Origin of the sequence: Rhodococcus sp. YH1 (assembly GCF_009939605.1) — a bacterium.
In the GTDB taxonomy this organism is placed as follows: domain Bacteria; phylum Actinomycetota; class Actinomycetes; order Mycobacteriales; family Mycobacteriaceae; genus Rhodococcus; species Rhodococcus aetherivorans.
In genome coordinates, this window is record NZ_WVTE01000218.1 from 14,460 (window position 1) to 39,289 (window position 24,830).

27 protein-coding genes are annotated in these 24,830 nt (G+C 71.9%); 19 read left to right on the top strand and 8 right to left on the bottom strand.

The window, feature by feature from the left end:
• Nucleotides 1-8: 8 nt before the first annotated feature.
• The 3 genes from ygiD to AIIKEEIJ_RS17205 all read right to left on the bottom strand — a co-directional run bounded on the left by ygiD (nucleotide 9) and on the right by AIIKEEIJ_RS17205 (nucleotide 2,715).
• The gene (gene ygiD, locus AIIKEEIJ_RS17195; RefSeq protein WP_029546506.1) at nucleotides 9-851 is read right to left on the bottom strand and encodes a 4,5-DOPA dioxygenase extradiol; all 843 of its coding nucleotides are present in this window, start codon (nucleotides 849-851) and stop codon (nucleotides 9-11) included.
• 25 nt (nucleotides 852-876) lie between these two features.
• On the bottom strand, nucleotides 877-1,713 hold the full coding sequence (locus AIIKEEIJ_RS17200) for an alpha/beta hydrolase (protein WP_043802475.1): 837 nt from the start codon (nucleotides 1,711-1,713) through the stop codon (nucleotides 877-879).
• 99 nt (nucleotides 1,714-1,812) lie between these two features.
• Nucleotides 1,813-2,715: a LysR family transcriptional regulator gene (locus AIIKEEIJ_RS17205; RefSeq protein ID WP_029546504.1), complete on the bottom strand. Its 903-nt coding sequence runs from the start codon at nucleotides 2,713-2,715 to the stop codon at nucleotides 1,813-1,815.
• Between the two features lie 143 nt (nucleotides 2,716-2,858).
• Here AIIKEEIJ_RS17205 and AIIKEEIJ_RS17210 point away from each other — a divergent pair, with 143 nt between their 5' ends.
• Entirely contained in the window at nucleotides 2,859-4,226 is a 1,368-nt protein-coding gene (locus AIIKEEIJ_RS17210; protein WP_029546503.1) for an NAD(P)/FAD-dependent oxidoreductase, read from the top strand.
• Nucleotides 4,227-4,401: 175 nt separating this feature from the next.
• Entirely contained in the window at nucleotides 4,402-5,154 is a 753-nt protein-coding gene (locus AIIKEEIJ_RS17215) for an isocitrate lyase/PEP mutase family protein (protein WP_006938316.1), read from the top strand.
• An 85-nt stretch (nucleotides 5,155-5,239) separates the two neighbouring features.
• Here AIIKEEIJ_RS17215 and AIIKEEIJ_RS17220 read toward each other — a convergent pair whose 3' ends face one another.
• The gene (locus AIIKEEIJ_RS17220) at nucleotides 5,240-5,656 is read right to left on the bottom strand and encodes a VOC family protein (protein ID WP_006938318.1); all 417 of its coding nucleotides are present in this window, start codon (nucleotides 5,654-5,656) and stop codon (nucleotides 5,240-5,242) included.
• Between the two features lie 89 nt (nucleotides 5,657-5,745).
• On the opposite strand from AIIKEEIJ_RS17220, the gene AIIKEEIJ_RS17225 reads away from it, so the two are divergent.
• The 17 genes from AIIKEEIJ_RS17225 to AIIKEEIJ_RS17305 all read left to right on the top strand — a co-directional run bounded on the left by AIIKEEIJ_RS17225 (nucleotide 5,746) and on the right by AIIKEEIJ_RS17305 (nucleotide 20,216).
• Nucleotides 5,746-6,729: a WYL domain-containing protein gene (locus AIIKEEIJ_RS17225; protein ID WP_161996221.1), complete on the top strand. Its 984-nt coding sequence runs from the start codon at nucleotides 5,746-5,748 to the stop codon at nucleotides 6,727-6,729.
• 264 nt (nucleotides 6,730-6,993) lie between these two features.
• Nucleotides 6,994-7,530 (top strand): MarR family winged helix-turn-helix transcriptional regulator, encoded by a 537-nt coding sequence (locus tag AIIKEEIJ_RS17230; protein ID WP_043802471.1) that lies wholly within the window; start codon nucleotides 6,994-6,996, stop codon nucleotides 7,528-7,530.
• A gap of 256 nt (nucleotides 7,531-7,786) precedes the next feature.
• The gene (locus AIIKEEIJ_RS17235) at nucleotides 7,787-9,349 is read left to right on the top strand and encodes an aldehyde dehydrogenase family protein (protein WP_161996222.1); all 1,563 of its coding nucleotides are present in this window, start codon (nucleotides 7,787-7,789) and stop codon (nucleotides 9,347-9,349) included.
• A complete protein-coding gene (locus tag AIIKEEIJ_RS17240; RefSeq protein ID WP_102800015.1) occupies nucleotides 9,346-9,717 on the top strand; it encodes a RidA family protein in 372 nt (123 codons plus the stop codon). Before AIIKEEIJ_RS17235 ends, AIIKEEIJ_RS17240 begins: the two co-directional genes overlap by 4 nt.
• 29 nt (nucleotides 9,718-9,746) lie before the next feature.
• A complete protein-coding gene (locus AIIKEEIJ_RS17245; RefSeq protein WP_006938328.1) occupies nucleotides 9,747-10,265 on the top strand; it encodes a cupin domain-containing protein in 519 nt (172 codons plus the stop codon).
• 108 nt (nucleotides 10,266-10,373) lie between these two features.
• The gene (locus tag AIIKEEIJ_RS17250) at nucleotides 10,374-11,261 is read left to right on the top strand and encodes a 2Fe-2S iron-sulfur cluster-binding protein (RefSeq protein ID WP_161996228.1); all 888 of its coding nucleotides are present in this window, start codon (nucleotides 10,374-10,376) and stop codon (nucleotides 11,259-11,261) included.
• A gap of 17 nt (nucleotides 11,262-11,278) precedes the next feature.
• Nucleotides 11,279-12,280, top strand: coding sequence for a VOC family protein (locus AIIKEEIJ_RS17255; protein WP_161996223.1), 1,002 nt, complete (start codon nucleotides 11,279-11,281; stop codon nucleotides 12,278-12,280).
• Nucleotides 12,277-13,062, top strand: coding sequence for an alpha/beta fold hydrolase (locus tag AIIKEEIJ_RS17260; protein WP_338020971.1), 786 nt, complete (start codon nucleotides 12,277-12,279; stop codon nucleotides 13,060-13,062). Before AIIKEEIJ_RS17255 ends, AIIKEEIJ_RS17260 begins: the two co-directional genes overlap by 4 nt.
• Nucleotides 13,062-13,799, top strand: coding sequence for an SDR family oxidoreductase (locus AIIKEEIJ_RS17265; protein ID WP_029546497.1), 738 nt, complete (start codon nucleotides 13,062-13,064; stop codon nucleotides 13,797-13,799). The genes AIIKEEIJ_RS17260 and AIIKEEIJ_RS17265 overlap by 1 nt, the downstream gene beginning before the upstream one ends.
• A gap of 40 nt (nucleotides 13,800-13,839) precedes the next feature.
• The gene (locus tag AIIKEEIJ_RS17270; RefSeq protein ID WP_029546496.1) at nucleotides 13,840-14,625 is read left to right on the top strand and encodes an SDR family oxidoreductase; all 786 of its coding nucleotides are present in this window, start codon (nucleotides 13,840-13,842) and stop codon (nucleotides 14,623-14,625) included.
• Between the two features lie 31 nt (nucleotides 14,626-14,656).
• Nucleotides 14,657-16,342, top strand: coding sequence for a thiamine pyrophosphate-binding protein (locus AIIKEEIJ_RS17275; RefSeq protein ID WP_161996224.1), 1,686 nt, complete (start codon nucleotides 14,657-14,659; stop codon nucleotides 16,340-16,342).
• The gene (locus AIIKEEIJ_RS17280) at nucleotides 16,339-16,809 is read left to right on the top strand and encodes an alpha/beta fold hydrolase (protein WP_051359219.1); all 471 of its coding nucleotides are present in this window, start codon (nucleotides 16,339-16,341) and stop codon (nucleotides 16,807-16,809) included. Before AIIKEEIJ_RS17275 ends, AIIKEEIJ_RS17280 begins: the two co-directional genes overlap by 4 nt.
• Nucleotides 16,806-17,048, top strand: coding sequence for a recombinase-like helix-turn-helix domain-containing protein (locus AIIKEEIJ_RS17285; protein ID WP_029546493.1), 243 nt, complete (start codon nucleotides 16,806-16,808; stop codon nucleotides 17,046-17,048). Before AIIKEEIJ_RS17280 ends, AIIKEEIJ_RS17285 begins: the two co-directional genes overlap by 4 nt.
• Nucleotide 17,049: 1 nt before the next feature.
• On the top strand, nucleotides 17,050-18,147 hold the full coding sequence (locus tag AIIKEEIJ_RS17290; RefSeq protein ID WP_029546492.1) for a Rieske 2Fe-2S domain-containing protein: 1,098 nt from the start codon (nucleotides 17,050-17,052) through the stop codon (nucleotides 18,145-18,147).
• Between the two features lie 11 nt (nucleotides 18,148-18,158).
• Complete coding sequence (locus tag AIIKEEIJ_RS17295) at nucleotides 18,159-18,476, top strand: hypothetical protein (protein WP_043802519.1); 318 nt, start codon at nucleotides 18,159-18,161, stop codon at nucleotides 18,474-18,476.
• Nucleotides 18,473-18,877: a RidA family protein gene (locus tag AIIKEEIJ_RS17300; RefSeq protein ID WP_202917175.1), complete on the top strand. Its 405-nt coding sequence runs from the start codon at nucleotides 18,473-18,475 to the stop codon at nucleotides 18,875-18,877. The genes AIIKEEIJ_RS17295 and AIIKEEIJ_RS17300 overlap by 4 nt, the downstream gene beginning before the upstream one ends.
• A gap of 52 nt (nucleotides 18,878-18,929) precedes the next feature.
• The gene (locus AIIKEEIJ_RS17305) at nucleotides 18,930-20,216 is read left to right on the top strand and encodes an MFS transporter (protein WP_029546489.1); all 1,287 of its coding nucleotides are present in this window, start codon (nucleotides 18,930-18,932) and stop codon (nucleotides 20,214-20,216) included.
• Between the two features lie 54 nt (nucleotides 20,217-20,270).
• On the opposite strand, the gene AIIKEEIJ_RS17310 is transcribed toward AIIKEEIJ_RS17305, so the two are convergent.
• The 4 genes from AIIKEEIJ_RS17310 to AIIKEEIJ_RS17325 are packed head-to-tail and all read right to left on the bottom strand — an operon-like array spanning nucleotide 20,271 to nucleotide 24,827.
• Complete coding sequence (locus AIIKEEIJ_RS17310; protein ID WP_029546488.1) at nucleotides 20,271-21,479, bottom strand: acetyl-CoA C-acetyltransferase; 1,209 nt, start codon at nucleotides 21,477-21,479, stop codon at nucleotides 20,271-20,273.
• A 26-nt stretch (nucleotides 21,480-21,505) separates the two neighbouring features.
• Nucleotides 21,506-22,312: an IclR family transcriptional regulator gene (locus AIIKEEIJ_RS17315; protein WP_050036044.1), complete on the bottom strand. Its 807-nt coding sequence runs from the start codon at nucleotides 22,310-22,312 to the stop codon at nucleotides 21,506-21,508.
• Nucleotides 22,309-23,478: a bifunctional 3-oxoadipate enol-lactonase/4-carboxymuconolactone decarboxylase PcaDC gene (gene pcaDC, locus AIIKEEIJ_RS17320; RefSeq protein WP_043802446.1), complete on the bottom strand. Its 1,170-nt coding sequence runs from the start codon at nucleotides 23,476-23,478 to the stop codon at nucleotides 22,309-22,311. The genes AIIKEEIJ_RS17315 and pcaDC overlap by 4 nt, the downstream gene beginning before the upstream one ends.
• Nucleotides 23,475-24,827 carry a lyase family protein gene (locus AIIKEEIJ_RS17325; RefSeq protein ID WP_161996225.1) on the bottom strand — a complete coding sequence of 451 codons (1,353 nt, stop codon included), beginning with the start codon at nucleotides 24,825-24,827 and terminating at the stop codon, nucleotides 23,475-23,477. The genes pcaDC and AIIKEEIJ_RS17325 overlap by 4 nt, the downstream gene beginning before the upstream one ends.
• Nucleotides 24,828-24,830: the final 3 nt, after the last annotated feature.

Genomic DNA, 24,830 nt, shown 5'->3' on the forward strand with positions numbered 1-24,830 from the left:
CCGAGCGGTCAGGTATTGGTGTCGGACGGGTTCGGGGTGTCGGGGAACCCGGCGGACGGGGGGCCGTCCTCGCCGGCCGTGCACGTGACCCCGAGGGTGTAGGCGCTCATCGACAGCGATCCGTACGCGAAGCCGTCGACCAGGGGTTCGACGAGATCGTCGCCCACACCAGCCAGGCCCGCGAGGTACAGCAGCGGGAGGAAGTGATCCGTGGTGGGGACCGCGTGCTCGAAGTCGGCGTGCCCGTCGAGACTCGCGACACCGTCGGGGCGGTCCATGATCATGACCCGCGCCGCCGCGTCGAACCGGTGCGCCCAGTCGAATCCCTCGTCCGGGAGGCGCCGATCCATGCCGGCGAGGTTGTGCACGATGTTGCCGCTGGCCACGACGAGAACGCCCCGTTCGCGTAGCGGCGCGAGCTTCGCGCCGAGTTCGAGGTGGTAGTCGAAATCCTGGTAGGCGTTCAGGCTCAGCTGCACGACCGGCACGTCCGCGGCCGGGAAGGCGTGGGTGAGCACCGACCAGGTGCCGTGGTCGATGCCCCACGAGTCGACGTCCGCGCCGACCCAGGTCGGATGCACGACGTCGGCGATCTCCTCGGCCAGTTCGGGCAGCCCCGGCGCCGGGTACTGCACGTCGAACAGTTGCTGCTCGAAGCCGAAGAAGTCGTGGATCGTGCGCGGGCTGGGCATGGCGGTGACGGCGGTGGCGTTGATGAACCAGTGCGCCGAGATCGCGAGGATCGCACGCGGCGTGGGGACCGCGCGCCCGAACTCCCGCCACGCCCGGGTGTAGCGGTTCGCGTCGAGCGCGTTGCGGGGGCTGCCGTGCCCGAGGAACGCGGCCGGCATGCGCGCGGACGGTTCGGCGGCCACGTCAGACGAGCCTCGGCCGGAGCCATTCCACGAGGTCGTCGAGGACCTGCTTCTTCTCCGGTTCGTTGAACACCTCGTGGTAGAGGCCGTCGTACAACTTCAGGGTCACGTCCGGCGACCCGACCCGCTCGGCGACGAGCCGGCTGCCGGCCGGGGCGGTCAACCGGTCCTCGGCGCCGTGCTGCAGCAGGATCGGCAGGTTCAGCGCAGGCAGCCGGTCGGGGAGGCTCTCCCCGGTGACGACGAGGGCCCGCGCGATGCCGGCGGGCACGAGCCCGTGGTGCACCAGCGGATCGGCTTCGTACGCGGCGACGACGTCGGGGTCGCGGGAGACGCCCGCGGAGTCGAGCTTCTGCACCGGTAGCTGCGGCAGCACGCGCCCGATGAGCTTGCCGAGTTCGACGACGACGCGCGGCGTGCCGGAGGTGACGTCGACCGCGGGGCCGGAGAGGACGAGGGCGGTGAGCTCGTCGGGGTGTTCGAGCGCGTAGGCCAGGGCGACGGCCCCGCCCATGGAGTGGCCGAGCAGGAACCGCGGCAGGCCGGGATTGTCGAAGGAGGCGATGCCGAACAGCCGGTTCACGTCACCGGTGTACTCGGCCATCTCCCGCAGATATACGCGCCTGCCGCCGGAGCGGCCGTGTCCGCGGTGGTCGAGCGCGTACACCGTGAGGCCGAGATCACCGAGGCGCTCGATCACGTGGTCGTATCTACGTGCGTGTTCGCCGAACCCGTGACACAGCACGAGCACGCCGGTCGGGTCCCCGCCGGGCGACCACACGTCGTAGACGATGCGGGTGCCGTCGGCACTGGTGAACGAAGTCTCGGTTCGCTGCATGATCGCTCCTCACCGCGTGGATCCGCCGCCGGATCGGGTCATCCTTCCACGAAACGCCGCCGGATCGGTGCGCATTGCGGCGACCGCGCGGCTGTGTGTTCAGTCCTCGGGTCCCGGCGGTGCCTCGCTGGTCATCGACCGTCGCAGCGCGAGGATCAGGCTCGACATCGCCGACGAGCGGGGCGCGTCGCTGCGGACCACGCCGCACACCGGGACGCTGAGGCGATTGCGCGCCTCGCGCATGTAGGCCAGGCCCGTCCGTGGGGTCTCCGCGGCGGTGCTCGGGTACAGGACCGTCCACGCCCGCGGATTGGTGATGACGTCGAGGGTGGCGGTGTGGTCGCTCGCGATCGACGGCCCGAGCTGCACCCGGCGTCCCACCGCGCGGAAGGCGTCCTCGATCACCGTGTGGATGAGCACCTGGCTGGGCCGGGGCGGCAGCAGCAGCGGGTAGGGCGCCAGGTCGCCGAGGTCGACGGTGGAGAACGCGGAAAGCGGGTGCCGGCTCGACGTGACGATGACCAGGTCCTCGATCCCCAGTTCCACGGTCTCGAGACCCGGGCGGTCGACGCCGCCGCGGATCAGGGCGACGTCGGCGTCGCCGCCGGCGACGGCGTCGATCCGGTCGGCGAAGCTCTTGATGACGAACTCGATGTCGATCGCCGGGTACTGCTCGCGGACGTGGGCGATGGCATCGAGGCTCTGGGACGCGAAGGTCATGTTCGCGGCGATGCGGATGCGGTTGCGCGGTTCGCGCGCCACCGCATACGCCTGCGCCTCGAGGCTGAGCACCTGCTGCGCGATGGGGACCAGCCGCGAACCGGCGGGGGTCAACCGCACCACCCGGGTGGACCGCTCGAACAGCGACGTATCGAGTTCCTTCTCGAGCCGGGTGATCTGGTGACTGATGGCGGACTGGGAGATGAAGCACTTCTGCGCGGCCTTGCTGAAGCTCAGCTCCTCGCTCACGGCGAGGAAGTAACGCAGCTGCCGGAAGTCCATGCCCCCAATCCTACTTATGAGCGATCGAGATAAGACTTCCGCGAATACGGCAGGTTGGTGGCCATCGGTCTGCCGTCTCCATACGGTGGTTGTCATACATCGACTTCAAGGTGGAGGTAGAGGTAATCGTGGGCAGCACAGCAGTGACCGATCGGACCGAGGTCGTCGTCGTCGGTTCGGGCTTCGGCGCGCTGGCAACGGCGAAGAAGCTCGCCAAGGCCGGGACGCCGTTCGTCCTGATTTCGGAGACCACCGAACATCTCTTCCAGCCCCTGCTGTACCAGGTCGCCACCGGCGTGCTCTCGGCCGGCGAGATCGCCCCGTCGATCCGCTCCATCCTCGCCAAGTACCCCAGCGCGGACGTCCGCCTCGGCCGGGTCGTGGACGTGCGGCCGGACGTGCACGAGGTCGACTACGTTGCCGGCGGCGTCGTCCACACCGTCGGGTACCGCTCGCTCGTCGCGGCGACGGGTGCGCGCCAGGCCTACTTCGGCCGCGACGAGTTCGAGAAGGTCACCTACGCCCTCAAGACCGTCGAGGACGCCGAGCGGCTGCGCCGGCAGATCCTGCGGTGCTTCGAGGAGGCGCACACCACCACCGACCCGGAGCGCCGCCGCAACCTGCTGAGCTTCGTGGTCATCGGTGCCGGCGCGACGGGCGTCGAGCTCGCCGGCCAGATCAAGGAACTCGCGGGCCGCTACTTCGAGCAGTCGTTCCACGACATCAGCGCCGACGACGTCTCCGTCACCCTCGTCGAGGGCGCGGGCGAGGCCCTCCCGGCCTTCGGTGGCAAGCTCAGCGAATACACCAAGCAGTCGCTGGAGAAGTCGGGTGTCGACGTCGTGCTCGGCACCTTCGTCACCGACATCGACGAGCACGGTGCCACGCTCAAGGCGGGCGACGAGGAGCGCCGGATCACCGCCGAGACGATCATCTGGTCGGCCGGCGTGCGCGCCAACGACTTCGCCGGAGTCCTCGCCGAGCGCACCGGTTGCGCCACCGACCGTGCGGGCCGGCTGCTGGTCAACCCGGACCTCACCGTGGGCGGCTACGCCGACGTGTACGCCATCGGCGACATGACGTCGCTGAACAACCTGCCCGGGCAGTCGCCCGTCGCGATGCAGGGCGGCCGCCACGTCGCGCGGACCATCCTCGGCAAGCAGCCGGTGGGCACCCGATTCAAGTACCGGGACAAGGGCAGCATGGCCATCATCAACCGCTTCCGCGCGATCACCCGCGTCGGAAAGATCGAGCTGAGCGGCTTCATCGCCTGGGTGCTGTGGCTGGCCGTGCACCTGGTCTACATGGTGGGCTTCCGCAACCGCTACGTCGCGGTGATGTCGTGGTTCGGATCCTTCCTCGGTCACCGGCGCCCGCACTTCCACTACGCGCAGGAGCAGCACCGGCTCGACGCCGATGTCCCCGACGACGTGACCGTCACCGCTGTACCTGCCCGGGTCGACCGCGCTCCCGAGAAGAAGCCGGAACCCGAGAAGGTCAGCGTCCGATAGGACGACTCGACGAGAACCGGGCCCCGTGCCGTTCACTGCGAACGGCACGGGGCCCGGTCTTCTCGCTGCCCCTGCCCCCTGCCCCCGGCCTCTGCCGCGGCACCCGTCGCGCATCCGCACCCGGGTGCAGTGTGTTCGCCGGGAATGCCGGGGGACGTGTGTGGTTGGATGCGGCATGACGACTCTTGCCGAGAAGGCCGTAGCGCTGAAGTCTCTGCACGTTCCGGGTGACCCGGTGGTGCTGCCGACCGTGTGGGATGCCTGGTCGGCGAACCTGGCGGTGCAGGCCGGTTTCGCCGCGTTGACGATGGGCAGCCATCCGGTGGCCGACTCGGTCGGCAAGCCGGACAACGAGGGTATGACGTTCGAGGAGCTGCTGACCCGGGTCCGGCAGGTCACCGCAGCGGTCGACGTCCCGATCTCGGTGGATGTGGAGGCCGGTTACGGCGAGGCCCCCGCTCGGATCGTCGAGGGGCTGCTCGGGGCGGGCGCTGTCGGATTGAACGTCGAGGACACCGTGCACAGTGAGGGCGGCCGGCTGCGCGAGCCGGCCGAGCACGCCGAGTACGTGGCCGGGTTGCGTGCCGCCGCCGACGCCGCCGGTGTGCACCTGGTGGTCAACGCCCGCACCGACCTGTTCGTCAAGAAGATCGGTGCCGAGTCCGACCGGGTGGACCGGGCGATCGACCGCCTGAAGCTGGCCGCAGATGCCGGCGCCGATGTGCTCTATCCGGTGGGCTTCCACAGCGACGAGGTCCAGCGGCGCCTGACGTCGGAGCTGCCGTTGCCGGTCAATGCGATCGCCCACCCGGCGAAGAACGATCTCGCGTCGCTAGCTGCCCTCGGCGTCGCCCGGATCAGCTTCGGGCCGCTGCTGCAGGCCACCCTGGCCGAGCGGGCGGGTGAGCTGCTGGGGCGGTGGCGCTGAACGATCGCGCAGCGCGCGTTCGCCGGCCGGGTGACTCCGCCGACGTCCCACTCCGCACCGCTCGGCGACCGCCGACGATCGTCCGTCACGGCTCCGTCCGCGCCGCCAGCACGTCCAGGTAGTGCTGGTTGTACATCACGCCGAGCACGTTGCCGAACGGGTCGACCACCGAGGCGGTGACGAATCCGGGGCCGTGCTCGACCGGCTTGTCGTGCACCGTCGCGCCCATCGATTCGAGCCGCTCGAGGGCGGCCGCGGGATCGTCGACGTGCCAGTAGGTCGTCGCGGGGCCGGGCTGCCCGGGGCGCTCGTGGGCGACGAACCGGCCGTCGACGATCCCGAGTTCGTGCCCGTAGTCGCCGGTGCGGAACTCGAGGTATGCAAGCCTGCCCTCGACGGAGCGTCGGAAGTACGGCTCGACGCCGAGCAGTTCGGTGTACCAGGCACCGGCGGCCGTCAGGTCGTCGGCGAAGAAGCTGACGGTGGAGAGTCCTCGCAACATGGCTCGTTCCTTTCCTCGGGGGGTGTCGACATCCATCCTGCGGGCGAAAGCGCTCACCTTCCGAGCACTTTTCGTGAGACATTTCGGGGATGCGCGCCGACCGTCTCGTCGCCGTCCTGCTGCTCCTGCAGAGCCGTGGGCGGGTGACCGCCGCCGAGCTCGCCGCCGAACTCGAGGTGTCCGTGGCCACTGCTCGCCGCGACCTCGAGGCGCTGTCCGCGGCGGGGATCCCGGTGTATCCGCAGCCCGGACGCGGCGGTGGGTGGTCGCTCGTCGGCGGCGCCCGCACCGACCTCAGCGGGCTCTCCGCCGCCGAGGCGCAGGCACTGTTCCTGCTCGTCGGCCCCGCGGCCGCCGTCTCCGGTGAGGTCAAGACCGCCCTGCGCAAGCTGGTGCGGGCGCTGCCGTCGACGTTCCGGGCCGACGCCGAGGCCGCTGCGGACGCCACGATGATCGATCCCACCCGGTGGGGCGCGCGAGACCGGCACCGGCCCGAGACGGTCGATGTTCTGCAGGCCGCCGTCGTGCGGCGACGGAGAGTGCGCCTCGTCTACACCGACAGCGCGCGCGAGCGTAGTGAGCGGCTGGTGGACCCGTGGGGTCTCGTCGACAAGGACGACATCTGGTACCTGATCGCGGGGACCGATCGCGGCCAGCGCACCTTTCGCGTCGATCGGATCGTCCGGGCCGAACCGACCGACGAACCGGCCGCGCGCCCGGACGGCTTCGCGCTCGACGCCGCGTGGCGGCACGTCGTCGGCGAGGTCGAGCAGCGGCGGTCACGTACCTGGGCGACCGTCCTGCTCGCGGCCCGGTTCGTGCCGATCCTGCGCGACCACTTCGGCCGGCACTGCCACGCCGCCGGCGAACTCGGCGACGGGCGCGTCCGGGTCCGCGTCGCCGCACCGACGCCGCTGGACATCGCTCGCACTCTCGCCGGCTGGGGCGCGATGATCGAGGTGACCGAACCGCCTTCCGTCCGGGCGGAACTCGCGCGGATCGGCGCGGAGCTCACCGGCCGCTACCGCGATCCGGAAAGCACCGGTGCGGCACCGGAACGGGATTGCCGGTAGATCCGGCTCGCGGAAGACGTGTGCAGGTCTCCCGTGGTGGCGACGATCCGGCGTGCCGTGCGGGTATTCGGTGACATGGACGATCGGCGGGTCGAATCGGCTTGTGCGAGAGGAAGTGACGTCGCCGGCGAACGGCGGCGATTCGTTCGGCGTCCCCTCCGTCGCGCCCGCACGGTGCGGCCCGCCGTGCGTGGCCGGACGGGATCCCGGTCGTGCCGGGGGTAGACTCCCGGCATTGTGGGAGAGCCTGGGGATCGCGACGCCGTGGACGCCATCGTCGCGCATTGGGCCGTGGCCCGTCCCGAACTCGACGTGTCGGGGCTGAAGGTGTTCGGTCGTCTCCACCGGAGCTTCCTCGTCTACAAGTCCCGCATCGCGCCCACGTTCGAGGAGCACGGGATCAACGATTCGGGGTTCGACGTTCTCGCCTGCCTGCGCCGCGCCGTGCCGCATCATCGGCTCACCGCGGGGGAGCTGGCCGACCAGACGCTGGTCACCACCGGCGGGCTGTCGCTGCGCGTCAATCGGCTCGAGCAGGCGGGCCTGGTGACCCGATCGAAGGACAGTCAGGACGCCCGGGTGGTGTATGTCGAGCTCACACCCGCCGGTGCCGCGCTCGTCGACTCGGTCGCCGACGCGCACTTCGCCAAGTTGCGCGCGATGCTCGGCGACCTCGACACCGACGAGCGCGAGACGCTGGCGCGCCTGCTCGCCCGTCTGGAGCACTCCGCCCGAGCGGCCGAGTTCGAGGACTCGGGCACCGGTGTGGGCGTGGACTCGGACGCCGATCGGCCGGTCTGACGCCGCAGTCGGACGTCCGCCGAGAAAAATTTCGGGACCTCTATGGCGCCCGCCACACCGCTGTGACCTGCGTCTCCTCCGTTTCGGCCCCGTAAATCCGGCGTAACGACCGGCTGATCTGGGCATTCGGCTATTGACCTCTTTGCGCTAAGACGATACAAATCTCTTAGTGCAAAGATATCGACTCGGCGCGCACCACCCTCCGGCTCCGCGAGCAGCGTGGTCCGCGTCCGTCCCGACCGAACGGACCTCCCTCATGCCCATTGCGTACGCGTCCCCTCTCCAGGTGGGACCCGCCGAGCACGAGCCCGAGTCCGTCGACACGGTCGACGAGATCCTCGTCGCCGGCCGATGGCAGCGTGGACTCGGTGAGTGCATCGAGTCCGTCGACCCCGCCACCGGCCGGGTCTTCGCGAGCCTGCACACCGCGACCGTCGACGACGTCGACCGGGCCGTCACCGAAGGTCTGCGCGCCGCCCGCGGCGGGTGGTCGGCACTGCTCCCGCACGAGCGTGCACGGGTCCTGCACCGCGTCGGCAACGCCCTCGACGACGAGGCCGAACGGGTGGCACGGCTCCAGACCCTCGACACCGGCAAGGCGCTGACCGAGACCCGGGCCCTGGTTGCCAGCGCCGCCAACACGTTTCGTTACACCGCGGCCGCACTCGAGACGATGGACTCCGCACTGACCACGCCCCGGGGGCCGTGGTTGACCATGTCGACGTACCAGCCGATGGGCGTCGTCGCCGCGATCACGCCGTGGAACTCACCGATCGCGTCCGACGCCCAGAAGATCGCCCCGGCCCTCGCCGCCGGCAACGCCGTCGTGAGCAAGCCGCCGGTGTGGGCGCCGTGGGTGACGCTGCGTCTCGCCCGCATCTGCGAGGCGGCCGGGCTGCCCGCGGGGGTGCTCTCGGTCCTGCCGGGATCCGGGCGCACCGTCGGCGAGGCGCTGGTCCGGCACCCGGACGTCGCCAAGGTCACCTTCACCGGCGGCACCGAAACCGGCCGTCACCTTGCGCATCTCGCCGCCGACAAGCTCATGCCGATCACGCTCGAACTCGGCGGCAAGTCCCCGACGATCGTGTTCGAGGACGCCGATCTCGAACAGGCCCTCGCCGGCGTCCTCTACGGCGTCTTCTCCTCGTCCGGGCAGAGCTGCATCGCCGGATCCCGGATCTTCGTCCACCGCAGCATCGCCGAGACCTTCACCGGCGAACTCGTCCGGCGCGCAGCGGCCCTGCGTCTCGGCCCCGGCACGGACCCGCGCACCCGGGTGGCTCCGATGGTCACCTTCGCGCACCGGGACCGGGTGGCCGCGATGGTCGACGACGCCGTCGCCGCCGGGGCCCGGGCGTTGTGCGGGGGCGCGATCCCGGCCGACGAACGGCTCTCGTCCGGCGCGTACTACCCGCCCACGGTGCTCACCGGAGCCGACAACGCCGCGACGATCTGCCGCGAGGAGGTCTTCGGTCCGGTGGCCGTCGTGCTGCCCTTCGACGACGAGGAGGACCTGATCGCGCAGGCGAACGACTCGGTATACGGGTTGGCCTGCGGCATCTGGACCTCCGACTACCGGCGGGCGTGGCGCGTGGCCGGCGCGGTGAAGGCGGGCACCGTCTGGATCAACACCTACAAGCAGTTCAGCATCTCGACGCCCTTCACCGGTCTCGGCGACAGCGGTCTCGGCACCGAGAAGGGACGCGAGGGCATCCGCCAGTACTGCGATCAGAAGAGCATCTACCTCGACCTGTCCGGCGAACCGATCGCCTGGGCCACCCCCGACCCGACAGAAACCCGAAAGGACGCTTCCCGGTGACCGATTCGATTACCGCGACCCACGACCGCACCGCCCACCCGTACAGCCCCGCCTACGCCGTCGCCGGCTTCGGGTTCGTCTCCGGCGCCCTGTCGGTCGACGAGCGCGGAATCGCCGTCGACGGTACGACCCCCGCCCTCGACGCCGCGATCGCCCGCCTCGGCGAGCGCCTCGCGACCATCGGCATGACCCTGGCCGACGTCGTCAAGACCACGTACTTCGTGACCGACGTGACGCTCCGCGACGAGGCGAACCGCCACTACGAGAAGGTCTTCGCCGAGCCCCGGCCCGCCCGCTCGTTCGTCGAGGTCGCCGCCCTGCCCTACGGCGCCACCGTCGAGATCGAAGCCGTCGCGCATCGCGCCTGAACCCCCACCGCACGAAAGGACCCACCGTCATGGCCGCACCCGAGAAGACCACCGTCGACCTCGAAGCCCTCATCGACTCCTGCATCGCCAGCCGCGACAGCCGCTACGAGGACTGGGACACCCTCGGCTTCCAGGCCGCCAAGGGCGGAGATCGCTTCAAGCGTGCCCAGATCCGCTACATCGGCTCCGGTGCCACCGGCAACCACGAGGGCGACGCCCGCACGCTGCCCGCCGAGCACTTCACCCTGTCCAACATGCGGCTGCCCGCCGGTGCGGTCGGCCCCGAGCACACCCACCACGACGTCGAAGAGGTGTTCTTCGTGCTCGAGGGTGAGCTCGAGGTCGCGGTCCACGACGTCGAGGACGGCACCCGGAAGGCCGTCCGCCGGCTCGGCTACCGCGACATGATCCGCGTTCCCGCCGGCGTGCCGCGCAGCCTCGCGAACGTGGGCGACACCGACGCCCTGTTCTGCGTGATCATCGGCGCCGCGAAGCCGCAGCTGCCCACCTACCCGCCGAGCTCGGAGATGTACGGCGTCACCCGCTGACGCCGCCGAGAAGACCCTCCACCGACAGGGAGATCACCGATGGAGCAGTCCGTCCGACGTCGCCTCCGCGTCCACCAGAAGACCTGGGAGGCAGACGGAGTCACCAGCGTGACGTTCGTCGATCCGACCGGTGCGCCGTTGCCGCAGTGGCAGCCGGGCGCGCATCTCGCCCTGCACCTGCCGAACGGTGTGGTGCGCGAGTACTCGCTGTGCTCGGATCCGCGGGACACCACGCGCTGGACGGTCGCCGTGCTGCGCGCCGAGCGCTCCCGCGGGGGCAGCGCCTACGTGCACGAGTCGCTGCAGATCGGCGCGGAGATCGACGTCGACGGACCGCGCAGCGCCTTCGCCCTCGACGCCGCCGCGACCGACCACGTCCTCGTGGCCGGCGGCATCGGCATCACCCCGATCGTCGCGATGATGCGGGAGCTGCGGGCGACGGGACGGCCGTGGCGCCTGCTCTACGCCGGACGCTCCCGGCAGGCCATGGCGTTCGTCGACGAGATCGCCGCCCATCCCGCCGAGCAGGTGACCGTCCACGCCGACGACGAGGCCGGGGGCCTGCCGGACCTCGCCGGGCTGCTGTCCGGCCTGCCGCCGACCGCCGTCGTCTACTGCTGTGGTCCCGCCCCCCTCATGGACGCGGTGGCCGCGACCGTCCCGGACCCCGGTCAGGTGCGCACCGAACGGTTCGCGGCCCCGGAACCGGCGCCGCGCTCGGGGGAGGACACCGCCTTCGACGTGATCGTCGAGAGCACCGGCCGCCGCATCCCGGTGCCGCCGACCGTGTCGGTGCTCGACGCCCTCGCCGCCGCCGGTGTGCCCGTACCCAGCTCGTGCACCGAAGGCATCTGCGGGACGTGCGAGGTCGGGGTGATCAAGGGCGACGTGGACCACCGCGACTTCCTGCTCACCGAGTCCGAACACGCCGCCGGATCGACGATGTTCCCGTGCGTGTCCCGTTGCCGCTCCGCCGAACTCGTACTGGATCTGTGAGAAGGGAACCGGAACGCATGTACCACCACCAACTTCCGCGCTACAGCGACTCGCCCGTCTGCCGGCTGCGCGCCCTGCGCTCGGTGACCCTCTCGGTGCCGGACCCCGCCGCGTCGCGGGACTTCTACCACGAGGCCTGGGGACTGACGACCGTCGAGGCCGACGGCGACCGATTCTGGCTGCGCGCCACCGGACCCGAGCACCACGTGCTCGCGGTCGAACGGGCCGACGTCAACGCGCTGGGACGGATCAGCTTCGCCCTCGCCACCCCGCGCGAGGTCGACGCCGCCGCACTGGCCCTCGACCGGCTCGGCATCCCGCTGCTGCGCACGCCGGGCCCGCTCGACGACGCCGGGGGCGGCTACGGCCTGCAACTGGTCGATCCGGAGGGGCGGTGCCTCGAGTTGTCGGCCGACACCCACGCGGTGACCGAGCAGGAACCGGCCGGCCGCCGGGCCATCCCCCGCAAGATCGCCCACGTCGTGCTCAACACGACCGACATCGAACGCACCACCGCCTTCTACACGCAGGTGCTCGGCATGCGGGTCTCCGACTGGTCGGAACGGCAGATGTCCTTCCTCCGCTGCAACTCCGACCACCACGTCATTGCGCTCAACCGGGCGTCGTGGCCCTCGCTCAACCATGTGGCGTACGAGATGCAGAGCCTCGATCACTTCATGCGCGGCATCGGCGGGCTCCGGGCGCACGGCATCGCGCCGCAGTGGGGCCCGGGCCGGCACGGCCCCGGCGACAACACCTTCTCCTACTTCACCGACCCCGCGGGCCTGGTGTGCGAGTACACCTCCGAGGTCGCCCAGATCGACGAGGACGCCTGGCTGTGCCGCACGTGGAAGCGCACACCGGAACTGTCCGACCAGTGGGGGACGGCCGGGCCACCCACCACGACCGTGCGCGCCGCCATGGCCGGCAGCCCCGACCCGGGTCACCGCGACCGCGTCGAGGCCCGCGACGCCGACTACTTCTACGGGGCCGGCGTCGCGGCCGGAGCGCCGTCGTGACCGCGGACGCCGCGGTGACCGGGCACCTGCACGTCGCGCGGCTCGGGACGGGGGAGCCGGTGCTCCTGCTGCACGGCATCGGCGGCAACGCGAACTCGTGTGCACCGCTCGCGGCGGAACTCGCCGCCCGCGGACACGCGACGTACCGGCTCGACGCCGCGGGGTACGGCCGCTCCGCCGACCCGGTCGACGTCCGGCACGACCACGCGACGGACGTCCTGGACGTCCTCGACGACATCGACCCGGTCCGGCCCTTGCACCTGGTGGGCACGTCGTGGGGCGGAGTCGTCGCACTCGAGGTCGCGCGGCGCCGGCCCGACCGGGTGCGCACGCTCATCCTCGCCGACAGCACCCGGGGCTCGGGCACGTCGCCCGAACGCGCCGCCGCCATGCGCGACCGTGTCCGCGCCCTGCGCGAGGCCGGCGCCGACCGGTTCGCGGCGGAGCGGGCACCGAAACTCACGGCGCCCGGAGCGCCCGGCGACGTCCGCTCACGCGTCGCCGCCGACATGGCCGCCGTGCGCCTCGCCGGATACGCGGCGGCCGCGGAAGCCATGGCGACCACCGACCACGGGCCCATCCTGCCCACCCTGACCGTCCCCACCCTGGTCCTCGTCGGCGAACACGACGTCGTCACCGGCGTCGCCGAATCGCAGCTCCTGGCGGACGCGATCCCCGGGGCGCGGCTCGTCGTCGTCGCCGATGCGGGTCACGCGGCGATCCAGGAGCAGCCCCGCACGGTCGCCTGCGAACTCGTCCGATTCTGGGAAGGAGCCGCGTGATGAGCGGAACCGTCGTGGTGACCGGGGCCGGCCGCGGCCTCGGCTACTGCATCGCCGAGCGGTTGTGTGCCGACGGACGCCGGGTGGTGATCGCCGAGCGCAACGCGGACACCGCCGAGGGTGCCGCCCGTGCCCTGCGCGAACGCGGCGGCGACGCGATCGCGGTGGTCACGGACATCGCGGATGCCGGCTCCGTGCGCGCTCTCGCGTCGCGACTGGCGGACGAGGGGCCGCTGACGGGCCTGGTCAACAACGCGGCCATCGCCGACGGCGTCGGCGGGGACGCGTTCTGGGAACTGTCCGAGAGCGAATTCGACCGCATCACCTCGGTCAACGTGCGCGGCACCTGGATGGTGACCAAGCACCTGTGGCCGCTGCTCGCCGCCAACCGGGGCGCGATCGTGAACATGGCGTCCGACGTGGCCTTCTACGGATCGCCCCGGCTGATCCACTACGTCGCCTCCAAGGGCGCCGTCGTCGCGATGACCCGTTCGATGGCCCGGGACGCCGGCCCGCACGGGGTGCGGGTCAACGCCGTGGCCCCCGGGCTCGTCCGGGTCGAGGCCACCGAATCCGTTCCCGCCGCCCGCTATGCCACCTACGCGCAGGGCCGCGCCCTCCCGCGTGACCAGACCCCCGAGGACGTCGCCGGGGTCGTCCGGTTCCTCCTGTCGGAGGACGCCGCCTTCGTCACCGGCCAGACCGTCGTCGTCGACGGCGGATTCGTCCTGAACTGACCTGCTCGCCCGGCGAGCACCCGAACCCCACGGAGATCCCATGGACCTGCACCTCACCGGACGCACGGTGATCGTCACCGGCGCGAGTTCCGGTGTCGGCCTCGCCACCGCCCGGATGCTCGCCGCCGAAGGCGCCCGAGTGGCACTGTGCGCGCGGGACCTCGACCGCCTGCGCGCCGCCGCCGGCACGTTGGCGGCCGACCCGGCCGATGTCCTCACCGTCGCGTGCGACGTCACCGACCGGAACTCCGTGCAGGCCTTCGCCGATGCGGTCGTCGACCGGTTCGGGGGGATCGACGGGGTGGTGTGCAACGCCGGGCGCTCGCTGATGTCGACGCTCACCGACACCACCGACGAGCAGATCCGGGACGAGTTCGAACTCAAGATCTTCGGCGCGCTGCATCTGATCCGCGCGGCACGGCCGGCGCTCGCGAAGTCCGATGCGGCCTCCGTGGTGATCGTCAACGCGATCCTCGCGCGGCAACCCGAGTTGCGGCTGGCCGTCACCTCGGCGGCCCGTGCCGGACTGCTCAACCTGGCGCAGTCCCTGTCCGGGGAACTCGCACCCGACGGCATCCGCGTCAACTCCGTGCTGCTCGGCCTCGTCGACACCGGTCAGTGGCAGCGCCGCCACGCCGAATCCGGCGACGGCCGCGCCTTCGACGAGTGGAGCGCCGAGATCGCCGCCGACCGCGGGATCGGACTGGGCCGCTTCGGAATCGCGGACGAGGTCGCCTTCCCCGTCACCACCCTGCTCTCGCCCCGCAACAGCTACGTGACCGGCGCGACCGTCGACGTCGGCGGCGGTGTCGGGCGCTACGTCTGACCCGCCAGTGGTCATCTGCATCGGAGGAAACATGGACACCCCCTCATCCGCGCCGGGTCGGCGCGCCACCGGCGGCGACGTCCTCGTGTCGGTCATGCGCCGGCACGGCATCGACACCGCGTTCGGCGTCGTCAGCATCCACAACCTTCCCCTCGTCGAGGCCGTCGCCCGCGACCTGAACTTCGTCGAGGTGCGGCACGAGGCCGCCGCGGTCAACGCCGCGGACGGGTACGCCCGCGCCTCGGGCGGCATCGGCGTGGCGCTGACGAGCACCGGCACCGGCGCCGGCAACGCCGCCGGATCGATGATCGAGGCCCTCACCGCCGGCAGCCGCGTCCTGCACGTGACCGGCCAGATCGAAAGCGAATACCTCACGCCCGAACCGGCCGCGTCGAGCCGCGGCGTGATCCACGAATTCCCCCGGCAACGGCAGATGCTCGACGCCGTCTCCCGGTACGCGGCGACGATCACCGACGCCAAGGACGCCGAGGCGGAACTCGAGGCTGCGATCGCCCGCATCCTGTCGGCACCGCAGGGACCCGCCAGCGTCGAATGGCCCACCGACCTGCAGTATCTGGCGTCGCCGGACGAACAGCGAGCGGCGGAGGCCCGGATCGCACAGCCACCGGCCCCCAATGCTGCTGCGCTGGACCGCGCCGCCGCGGTGCTCGCCTCCGCCGAGCGGCCCCTGCTGTGGCTCGGTGGGGGCGCCGCCGGCGCCGGCGACGAACTGCGCGCCCTCGCCCACCGGCTCGGGGCGGGGATTCTCACCAGCAACTCCGGGCGGGGCATCGTGTCCGAGGACGACGACCTCGTCGTCGGGAACTTCGCGGCGTCCCCCGAGGTCGCCGGGCTCCTCGCCGACGCCGACGTCCTGCTCGCCGTCGGAACCCACTTCCGGTCCAACGAGACCAAGAGCTACCACCTCGCGCTGCCTGCGACGCAGGTGCAGATCGACATCGATCCCGCCGCGATCGGACGGGTGTATCCGGCCACGGTCGGAATCGTCGCCGACGCCCGCACGGCACTGCGCGGCATCCTCGACGCGCTCGACGGCACCGTCCGGCGCGACGAGTGGGCGGCCCGGGTTCAGGCGGCGCGGAAGCGCAGCCGGGCCGCGCTCACCGCATACATCGGCGGCTACGCCGAGATCTGCGAGGGCATGCGCCGCGTGCTGCCCCGTCGGTCGGTGGTCGCCCGCGACGTGACGATCCCGTCCAGCCAGTGGGGCAACCGCCTGCTGCCGTTCTACGAGCGCGAGACCAACATCTTCCCGCTCGGCGGCGGCATCGGGCAGGGCCTCGCCATGGGGCTCGGCGCGGCCCATGCCCGCCGGGACGTTCCGACGGTCGTGATGGCCGGGGACGGGGGTCTGGCCGTGCACCTCGGCGAGCTCGCCTCGCTCGCCGGGTCCGACGCCTGGTGCGTCGTGCTGGTGTTCAACGACGGCGGCTACGGCGTTCTCCGGAACATGCAGGAGGCCAACGGTTTTCGTCGGTCCGGGGTGGACCTGCACACGCCGCGGTTCGATCTGCTCGCCGCCTCGATGGGCATGCCGTACACCCTCGTGCAGCGGCCCGGCGTCTTCGAGTCCGCGTTGGGGGAGGCGATCGCGACGCGCCGGCCCGCGCTGGTCGAGGTCGACGTGACCGCCCTCGACCCGCAGCCCGGACCGTTCGTGCCACCGGTGCACGTGCCGACGGGAGGTGCCCGATGACCCCGCTGATTCGCGCCGAGGCGGCCTGGTGGACCGACGGGCAGGCCGCCGCCGCGCTGCGCGACGGCCGCGCGGTGCACCTGTACGCCGCGGGCGCCGACGCCGAACCCGCCCTGCGCGCGGCCGATCGTCACGGCGCCCTGCTGCGCAGCCTGATCCTGGCCGATCCCGTGTGCGACGTCGACGCCGTCGCCGGCCTCCTGGGCCGGATCACCGTCCCCACGCTGGTGGTGGCCTCCGCTCTCGGCGACGACACCGATCTGTCCGTACCGCAGCGGCTCGCGGGTGAGATCGACAACGGAGTCTTCGTCGTCGTCGACGGATGTCCGGCGCCCGTCCACCTCACCCGGCCCGAGTCCTTCACGGAATGGGCGAGCGCCTTCGCCGCCATCGCCGAGGGACTCGCCGCCCGCTACCGGTCCGGGCTCGCCGCCCCCACCCCCCACATCGAAGGAGTTCTCGCGTGAACCGCACTGCGACGGCACGATTCACAGAACCGTACCTGGAACCACGACAGACCCATCCCGATCCGCTGACCCCCTACGAGGACAAGCTCGCCGGGTCGCTCATGGAGATCTTCGGGACCGGCACCCACGACCTGCCCGGTGTCGTCGAGGGACTCAACGGCCTGGGCCTGCACGGCCCCGACGGCCGGCCCTGGACCGAGGACACCTTCCGCGCCGAAATGCGACGACTGGGGAGATGACATGACCACCTTCGAGACTGCACAGACCACCACCAGCGGCGCCCCGCGCCCGGCCGGACCGCGGTTCGCCGTCGGCACCCGCCGGCCGATGGACGCCGACGAGATCGCGGCGACCGGCCTGCGCGACCGCTGGTACCCGATCCTTCCGTCGCGCATGGTCGAACCGGGCGCGATGGTCAAGGTCACCCGCCTCGGCGTGGACTGGCTGCTGTTCCGCGACGCCCGGGGCGCGGTCCACATGCTCGAGGACCGGTGCCCGCACCGCAGCGCCCCGCTGTCGGTGGGGCAGCACCTCGGTGACCGCGTCGCCTGCCTGTACCACGGCGTGCAGGTCGACGGAACCGGCACCGTCGTCTCCGTGCCCGGCATGCCCGGGTGCGCGCTCGAGGGCAAACGCGCGACCGCCTCGCTGTCGGTGGTCGAGGCCGCCGACACGATCTTCGCGTTCGTGCCCCTGACCCACGACTCCGTGCCGACGCCGTTCGTCCTGCCGGACCGGCTCGCGGACGAGGAGGTGTCGTGGTTCCCCAACTACGCGGAGTGGGCCGGGCCGTGGCGCTTCTACATGGACAACGTGCTCGACCCGATGCACGGGGCCTTCCTGCACCGCAACTCGCACTCGATGTTCGGGGGCGACACCTCGGCGCGGTTCCGGATCCGCGAGACCGACCGCGGGTTCTTCTTCGAGAAGACCGACCAGCGCGGCGTGAACTTCGACTGGGTCGAGTTCGTGCGCGGATCGATGGACTACGTGGACCTCGAGATCCCCTACGCCCCCAATGCCGGTCCCGGCGGCGTGTTCGGCATCGTCGGCATGTGCACCCCGATCGACCGGGACCACTCCGCCATCTTCCACTGGCGCACCCGGCGGGTGTCGGGCTGGGAACGGGAGGCGTGGCGCTTCCTGTACCGGACCCGGCTCGAGGAACGGCACTGGGAGGTGCTCGAACAGGACCGTGCCGTCCTGGAGGCGCTGGCCGCGGATGCCGACGTCGAGGAACACCTCTACCAGCACGACCTCGGTGTCTCCCGGATCCGCCGGATCTACCGGGCCGACGCGAAGCAGCAGGCGGCGGTGCTCGCGGGAGTGCCGGCGTGAGCGGCGGGACCATGATGCTCACCGTGGTCCTGCGGCACGATCAGAGCCGGAACCTCGAACAGTTGCAGGGCCGGCTCGACGACGCGGACTGGTGGCACGGGTTCCCGCCCGAGGGGTGCGAGGTCGTCTCGTGGGTGGTCGCGATGGGGATCGGGCAGATCGTGACCCTGCGGCTGCCCGCCGATCGGCTGGCCGCCGTCAACGTCGAACTCGAGCGCCGCGCGTGGGGCGTGTTCCGCACCGAGTGCTACCCGACCTACGACTTCGTGCCGGTGCGGGAGCGGCTGACCCGCGAATCCGACGAACGTCGCGGCGCGGTGCTCCGATGACCCGGGTGGGTCACCCGGCCGTCCCGGAGCCGCCGCGGCCGGACATGTTCAGCAACGCCCGCGTCGTCGGCCGGCACTTCTTCGTCTCCGGCATGCACGCCGGCACCCCCGACGGTCCCGTCGGCGGTGCCGACGTCTACCGCCAGGCGCGGGAGGCGTTCCGACGCACCCGCGCGCTGGTGGAAGCCTGCGGCGCGCAGGTCGACGACATCCTCGCGCTGCGCATCTACGTCACGGACATCGGAGCCAAGGCCGCCGTCGGGCGGGCCCGCGCCGAGGTGTTCCGCGGCGACTTCCCGTGCTCGACCCTGGTCGCGGTGTCGGCCCTGGTCGAGGACGGCCTCAGCGTCGAGGTCGAAGCACAGGGAATCATCTCGGCGGCCGCGACGGCGGACGCGTAACCTTCTGATTCGACGCCCCTGGCAGGGCATCGACCGACCCGAGGACGCCACCATGCGCGGACCCAACACCACATCGTCCACTTCCCGAACCGACGAGGCAGCGCCGAACTGGCCCGTCCTCGTCCTGACCTTCGTCGCCGTCGTCCTCGACGGTTACGACACGATCGCCCTGGGCCTGTCGGTCCCGGCGCTCGCGAAGGACTGGGACGTCGCCCCGTCCCACTTCACCCCCGCACTGTCCCTGACCAGCGTCGGCGTGGCACTCGGTTACCTCGCCTGCGGCCGGATCGTCGCACGGTTCGGCGCCCGGCGCGTCGTGCTGGCCGCGGTGGTGGTGTTCACCGTCGGCTCGCTGCTGACCGCGTTCGCGTCGACGATCACCGAACTCACCGCCCTGCGCGTGCTGACCGGCCTCGGCCTCGGTGCGGTCCTGCCGGCGGCCGTCTCCCACGCGACGGCCCTCAATCCCGCCCGGCTGCGGCAGTCGATCGCCGTGTTCGTCACCATGGGCATCTCCCTCGGTGCGCTGATCGCCGGGGTGCTGGGCACGCGCCTGATCGGCGCGTTCGGCTGGGAATCGGTGTTCCTCGTCGGCGCCGCGGCCTCGGCCGTCCTGTTGCCGCTGCTGTGGATCGGCCTCCCCGACGGACGCGCCGCCGGCGAGCCCGCGCCGGCCGCCGCCGCGACCGCGTCGGCGGTGCGCGAGGCGTCCGTCGCGCGCCTGTTCGACCCGGGGCTGCGGAGCCGCACGCTGCTGCTGTGGGGCTTCTCGTTCCTGATGTTCACCGTGTACTACGTCTTCTCGTCGTGGTTGCCGACGCTGCTGACGAGCTACGGGTTCTCGGCGGGGCTGGCACCGTTGGGCTCGGCCGCGCTCGGGGTCGGCAGCATCGTCGGTGCGGCGGTCCTCATGATCGGTGCGCTGCGGTTCCGGATGTCGTCGGTGCTCCTGGTCACCACGTCGCTGGCGATCGTCTTCCTCGTCGTGTCCGCGTTCCTCGGTCCCGACAAAGTGCTCTTGCTGATCGTGTTCGGCGGCGTGGGTCTCGGCATCCAGGCCGGCATGATCGGTCAGACCGCGCTGTCGGTGTCGATGTACCCGCAGGGGACTGCGACGACCGCGGTCGGCTGGTCCGCGTCCATGGGACGGCTCGGCTCGGTCGTCGGCCCGGTGGTGGGCGGCGCGCTCATCGGCCTCGGCGTCCCGACCGGCACCATCGTGCTGGTGGCGTGCGTTCCGGTCCTGGCCGCCCTGGTCCTCATCGCGGTGCTCGGCTGGATCACCGCTCCGAAGACCCTCTCGAAGTCGGCACCGGCGGCCGTGCCCGCAGGCCGCTGACGCGGCCGGTGTGTCCTTCGGGCTGCTGGAACAGCCCGAAGGACACACGGGCGTTTACGCCCTCTCGAACACCGCGGCCAGGCCCTGGCCGCCGCCGATGCACATCGTCTCGAGGCCGTAGCGGCCCTCGCGGCGGTCGAGCTCGCGCAGCAGGGTGGCGAGGATGCGGCCGCCGGTCGCGCCGACGGGGTGGCCGAGCGAGATGCCCGACCCGTGGGGGTTCAGGCGCGCATCGTCGGGCTCGAGGCCCCAGCTGCGGGTCACGGCGAGGGTCTGCGCGGCGAACGCCTCGTTGAGCTCGATCACGTCCATGTCCGCCAGGCTCAGGCCGAGGCGGCCGAGGGCCTTCTCCGTGGCCGGGACCGGGCCGATGCCCATGGTGCGCGGCGGCACCCCGGCCACCGCCCAGCTCGCCAGCCGGGCCAGCGGGCGCAGGCCCAGCTGCGCGGCCTTCTCGGCGGTAGTGACGATCGCCAGCGCGGCACCGTCGTTCTGACCGCTGGCGTTGCCGGCGGTGACGGTCGACTCCGGGTCGATCCTGCCGCGGATCGGGCGCAGCGTGGCGAGGGATTCGACGCTGGTGTCGGCGCGCGGATGCTCGTCGGTGTCGACGACGAGCGGATCACCCTTGCGCTGGGGCACGGCCACCGGGACGATCTCCTGCGCGAACACGCCGTCCTTCTGCGCGGCCACGGCGCGCTGGTGCGACTGGACCGCCAGGGCGTCCTGGTCGGCGCGGCTGATGGCGAACTCGGCGCGCAGGTTCTCGGCCGTTTCGATCATGCCGCCCGGCACGGGGAAGTCCCGGCCGCCGGCGGTGACCCGGGCGCGGGCCAGACGGTCGGACAGAGCCACGGACTCACCCTTGACACCCCAGCGCATGCCGGTGGCGTAGAACTCGGCCTGGCTCATGGACTCGGCACCACCCGCGAGGATCAGGTCGCTGCCGCCGGACTGGACCTGCATGACGGCCTGCAGGACGGCCTGCAGGCCCGAGCCGCAGCGCCGGTCGACCTGCTGGCCCGGAACCTCCACGCCGAGACCGGCGTTGAGGGCGGCGACGCGGCCGAGGGCGGGAGCTTCCCCGTTGGGCGAGGCCTGGCCGAGGATTACGTCGTCGACGTCGGAGCCGGAGATACCGGTGCGGGCGACGAGCTCGCGGATCACGGTGGCGGCGAGGTCTTCCGGTGCGACGTCCTTCAGGACGCCACCGAAGCGGCCGACGGGGGTACGGAGGGGTTCGCAGATCACTACGTCGCGCATGGCAGTTTCCTTGTCGATATTCGGGGTCAGTGCTTCTGGGTCCGGGCGAGATCGGCCGAGATCGCCGCTGCCGTCTCGATCACGGCGGGCACGAGTTCGCTCCGCACGGCGTCGAGGCTGTAGCGGGCGGCCTGGGTGGAGATGTTCACGGCGGCGACGACGCCGCCGGAGGCGTCGCGGATGGGCGCGGCCAGCGAGCGGAGCCCCTCCTCGAGTTCCTGGTCGACGATGCAGTAGCCGTCGCGCCGGATCCGGTCGAGCTCGGCGCGCAACCCGTCGGCCGTGATCAGGGTGCGGGAGGTGAGCGGCTCGAGCGTCGCGGTGGCGAGGTAGGCGTCGAGTTCGGCGGGGGAGAGCCCGGCGAGCAGGACGCGCCCCATCGAGGTGGCGTGCGCGGGAAAGCGCGTGCCGATGGTGATGGAGACGGTCATGATGCGGCTGACCGGAACCCGCGCGACGTAGACGACGTCGCCACCGTCGAGCACCGACACCGACGTCGACTCGTGGACGTTCTTCGCCAGCGCCTCGAGGTGCGGGCGTGCCACCTCCGGCAGCGTCAGGCTCGACAGGTAGCTGTAGCCGAGCTCGAGCACGCGCGGGGTCAGCCAGAACTGGGAGCCGTCCGTACGTACGTATCCGAGCTCGACCAGCGTGAGCAGGAACCGTCGCGCGGTGGCCCGGGTCAGGTCGGTGGCCCTGGCCACCTCGCTGAGGGTGCGCCGGGGGTGCTCGGCGTCGAACGCCTTGATGACGGACAGTCCGCGCGCGAGCGACTGCACGTAGTCCGGCGACGCTGCGGTCGCCGCGATCGGGTCGCCGTCGGTGATCGTCATGGTGTGGTGCTCCCCTCGCCGTCTGCGAGCGCCTGCCTGCCGAGCGCGAACGCCCGGTTGCTGTTCGGCACTCCCGCGTAGATCGCGGTGTGCAGGAATACTTCCACGAGCTCGTCGGGGTCGAGACCGGCGCGCAGGGCCGCCCGGATGTGCATGTCGAGTTCGTGCTCGTTGCCGACGGCGGTGAGGATCGCCAGCGTCAGCAGCCGGCGGGTGTGATGGTCCAGTCCGGGCCGGGACCAGACGTCGCCCCACGCGGTGCGGGTGATGAAGTCCTGGAACGGCTCGGTGAACGCGGTGGCCGCCGACATCGCCCGGTCGACGTGCGCGTCGCCGAGCACCGAGCGCCGGACCCGCATGCCCTGTTCGAAGGCGGCGGTGCGCTGCGCGCCGGCCGGGGTGGCGCGGGCGATGTGCTCGCGGATCAGGGCGGTGATCCGGCCCGCCTGTTCGACGTTGGCCAGGTGCGCGCCCGGGTCGACGACGTGGAAGGCGGCGCCGGCGATGCCGTCGGCGATCTGCTCCATGACGGCCGGCGGGGTGGCCGGATCCTGCTCGCCGGCGACGACGAGGGTCGGCGCGACGATGCGGGCGAGGTCGGGGCGCCCGTCCCACGTGGCCAGCGCCTCACAGCACGCGGCGTAGCCCTCGTCGCTGGTGCCCGCCACCATCTCGACGTGCCGCGCGACCAGGTCGGGGTCGCGTTCGGCGAGGCCCGGGGTGAACCAGCGGCCGACGATGGACTCGGCGATGGACGCCAGCCCGTCGGCGCGGACCGTGGCGGCGCGGTCGAGCCACGGCTGGGCCGGGGCGAAGGCGGCGGACGTGCACAGCAGGGTCAGGGTGCGGACGCGTTCGGGGTGGTGCGCGGCGAGCCACTGGCCGACGGCGCCGCCGAGCGACAGGCCCACGAAGTGCACCGAGCCGAGGCCGAGCGAGTCGAGCAGCGCGACGACGTCACCGCCGAGATCGGCCATCGTGTAGGGACCGGCGACGACGGGGGACTTGCCGTGCCCGCGGTGGTCGACGGCGACGACGTTGGCGATCGGGGACAGCGCGGTGATCTGCGGCGCCCACATCGAGAGGTCGGAGCCGAGCGACCCGAGCAGCACCACCGGGGGAGCGGTGGGGTCGCCGTGCTGTTCGTAGTTGAGCGTGACGGTCATGCCTGTCCTCCAAGGGGCCGGTCGGCGGTGGTGTCGTGGTGGGCCAGGGCACGGTCGACGAGGTCGCCGGCGTGGCCGAGATAGCGGGTGGGGTCGAGCAGGGCGCGGACCCGGTCGGCGCCGAGGTGCTCGACGATGCCGGGATCGCGGTCGAGCGGAGTGCCGGCGCGAGCCGCCGCGGTGACGATCTCGCGCGCCGAGCCGGTGTGCTCGGACAGCGCCGCGGCGACCTTCTCCGCGAGGATCGCCCCGCCGGTGAGTTCGAGGTTGCGGGTCAACGCGTCGGCGTGGACGTGCAGCCCGGTCAGGCTGACCGAAAGCTGATGGGCCGCACCGCCGGTCAACCGGAGCAGGTCGGTGAGCGTCTCCCACTCGGCATGCCAGGCGCCCGCGGCGCGGGCGAATTCGTGGTCTGTCGACGCGAGGGCGGTCGCGACGAGGCCGGGCACGCGCCGCGCGGCCGCCCGGGCTGTGATCGCCGCGACCGGATTGCGCTTGTGCGGCATCGCCGACGATCCGCCCGGCGCGTCCTCGCTGACCTCGCCGAGTTCGGTTGCGGCCATGAGGACGACGTCGGTGGCGGGCTTGGCGACCGAGCCCGCGGTGACCCCCAGGGCGGCCGCGAGCCCGGTCACGGGGGTACGTGCGGTGTGCCACGGCACGAGGGGCCTGGCCAGCCCGAGCTGGTCCGCCAGGGTGTCCGCGAACGCGAGGCCGTCCGGGTGCACTGCGGCGAGAGTGCCTGCTGCGCCGCCGTATTGGGCGGGCAGCGAGACGAGGGCGCGGTCGAGCGAGGCGGTGGCGTCGTCGAGCGCGACGAGCCACGTCGCGGCGAGGGCCCCAAACGTGGTGGGCAGCGCCTGCTGCCCGAGGGTGCGCGCGACCATCGGGGTGTCACGGTGCCGGCGGGCCAGGCGTGCCGTCGCCTCGGCGGCGCCGCGCAACTCGGCGACGACGAGCCGGCCGGCCTTGTGCGCCAGCAACATCAGCGCGGTGTCGAGGACGTCCTGGCTCGTGGCCCCGACGTGCACCGCGGCGGCAGGGGCCTGCGCGCGCTCCCGCAGGATCTTCACCAGGGGGATCACCGGATTGCCTCCGGCCGCGGAGAGCCGGCCCAGTTCGGCCGGGTCCAGTTCGCGGGTGAGTTCCCCGGCCGCCGCGGCGACGGCCGTGACGTCGGCGGCGGTGGCGCGACCGTGCTTCTCGGCGGCGCGCGTGATCGCCACCTCGACGTCGAGCAGGGCGGCGATCCACGCCCGGTCGGACAGCAGCGTTGCGAGGTCGCCGGCCCCGAACACAGGGTCGAAGAGGGCGCCGCGGGTATTGTCGGACTGCGCCGGCACGGTCAAGGC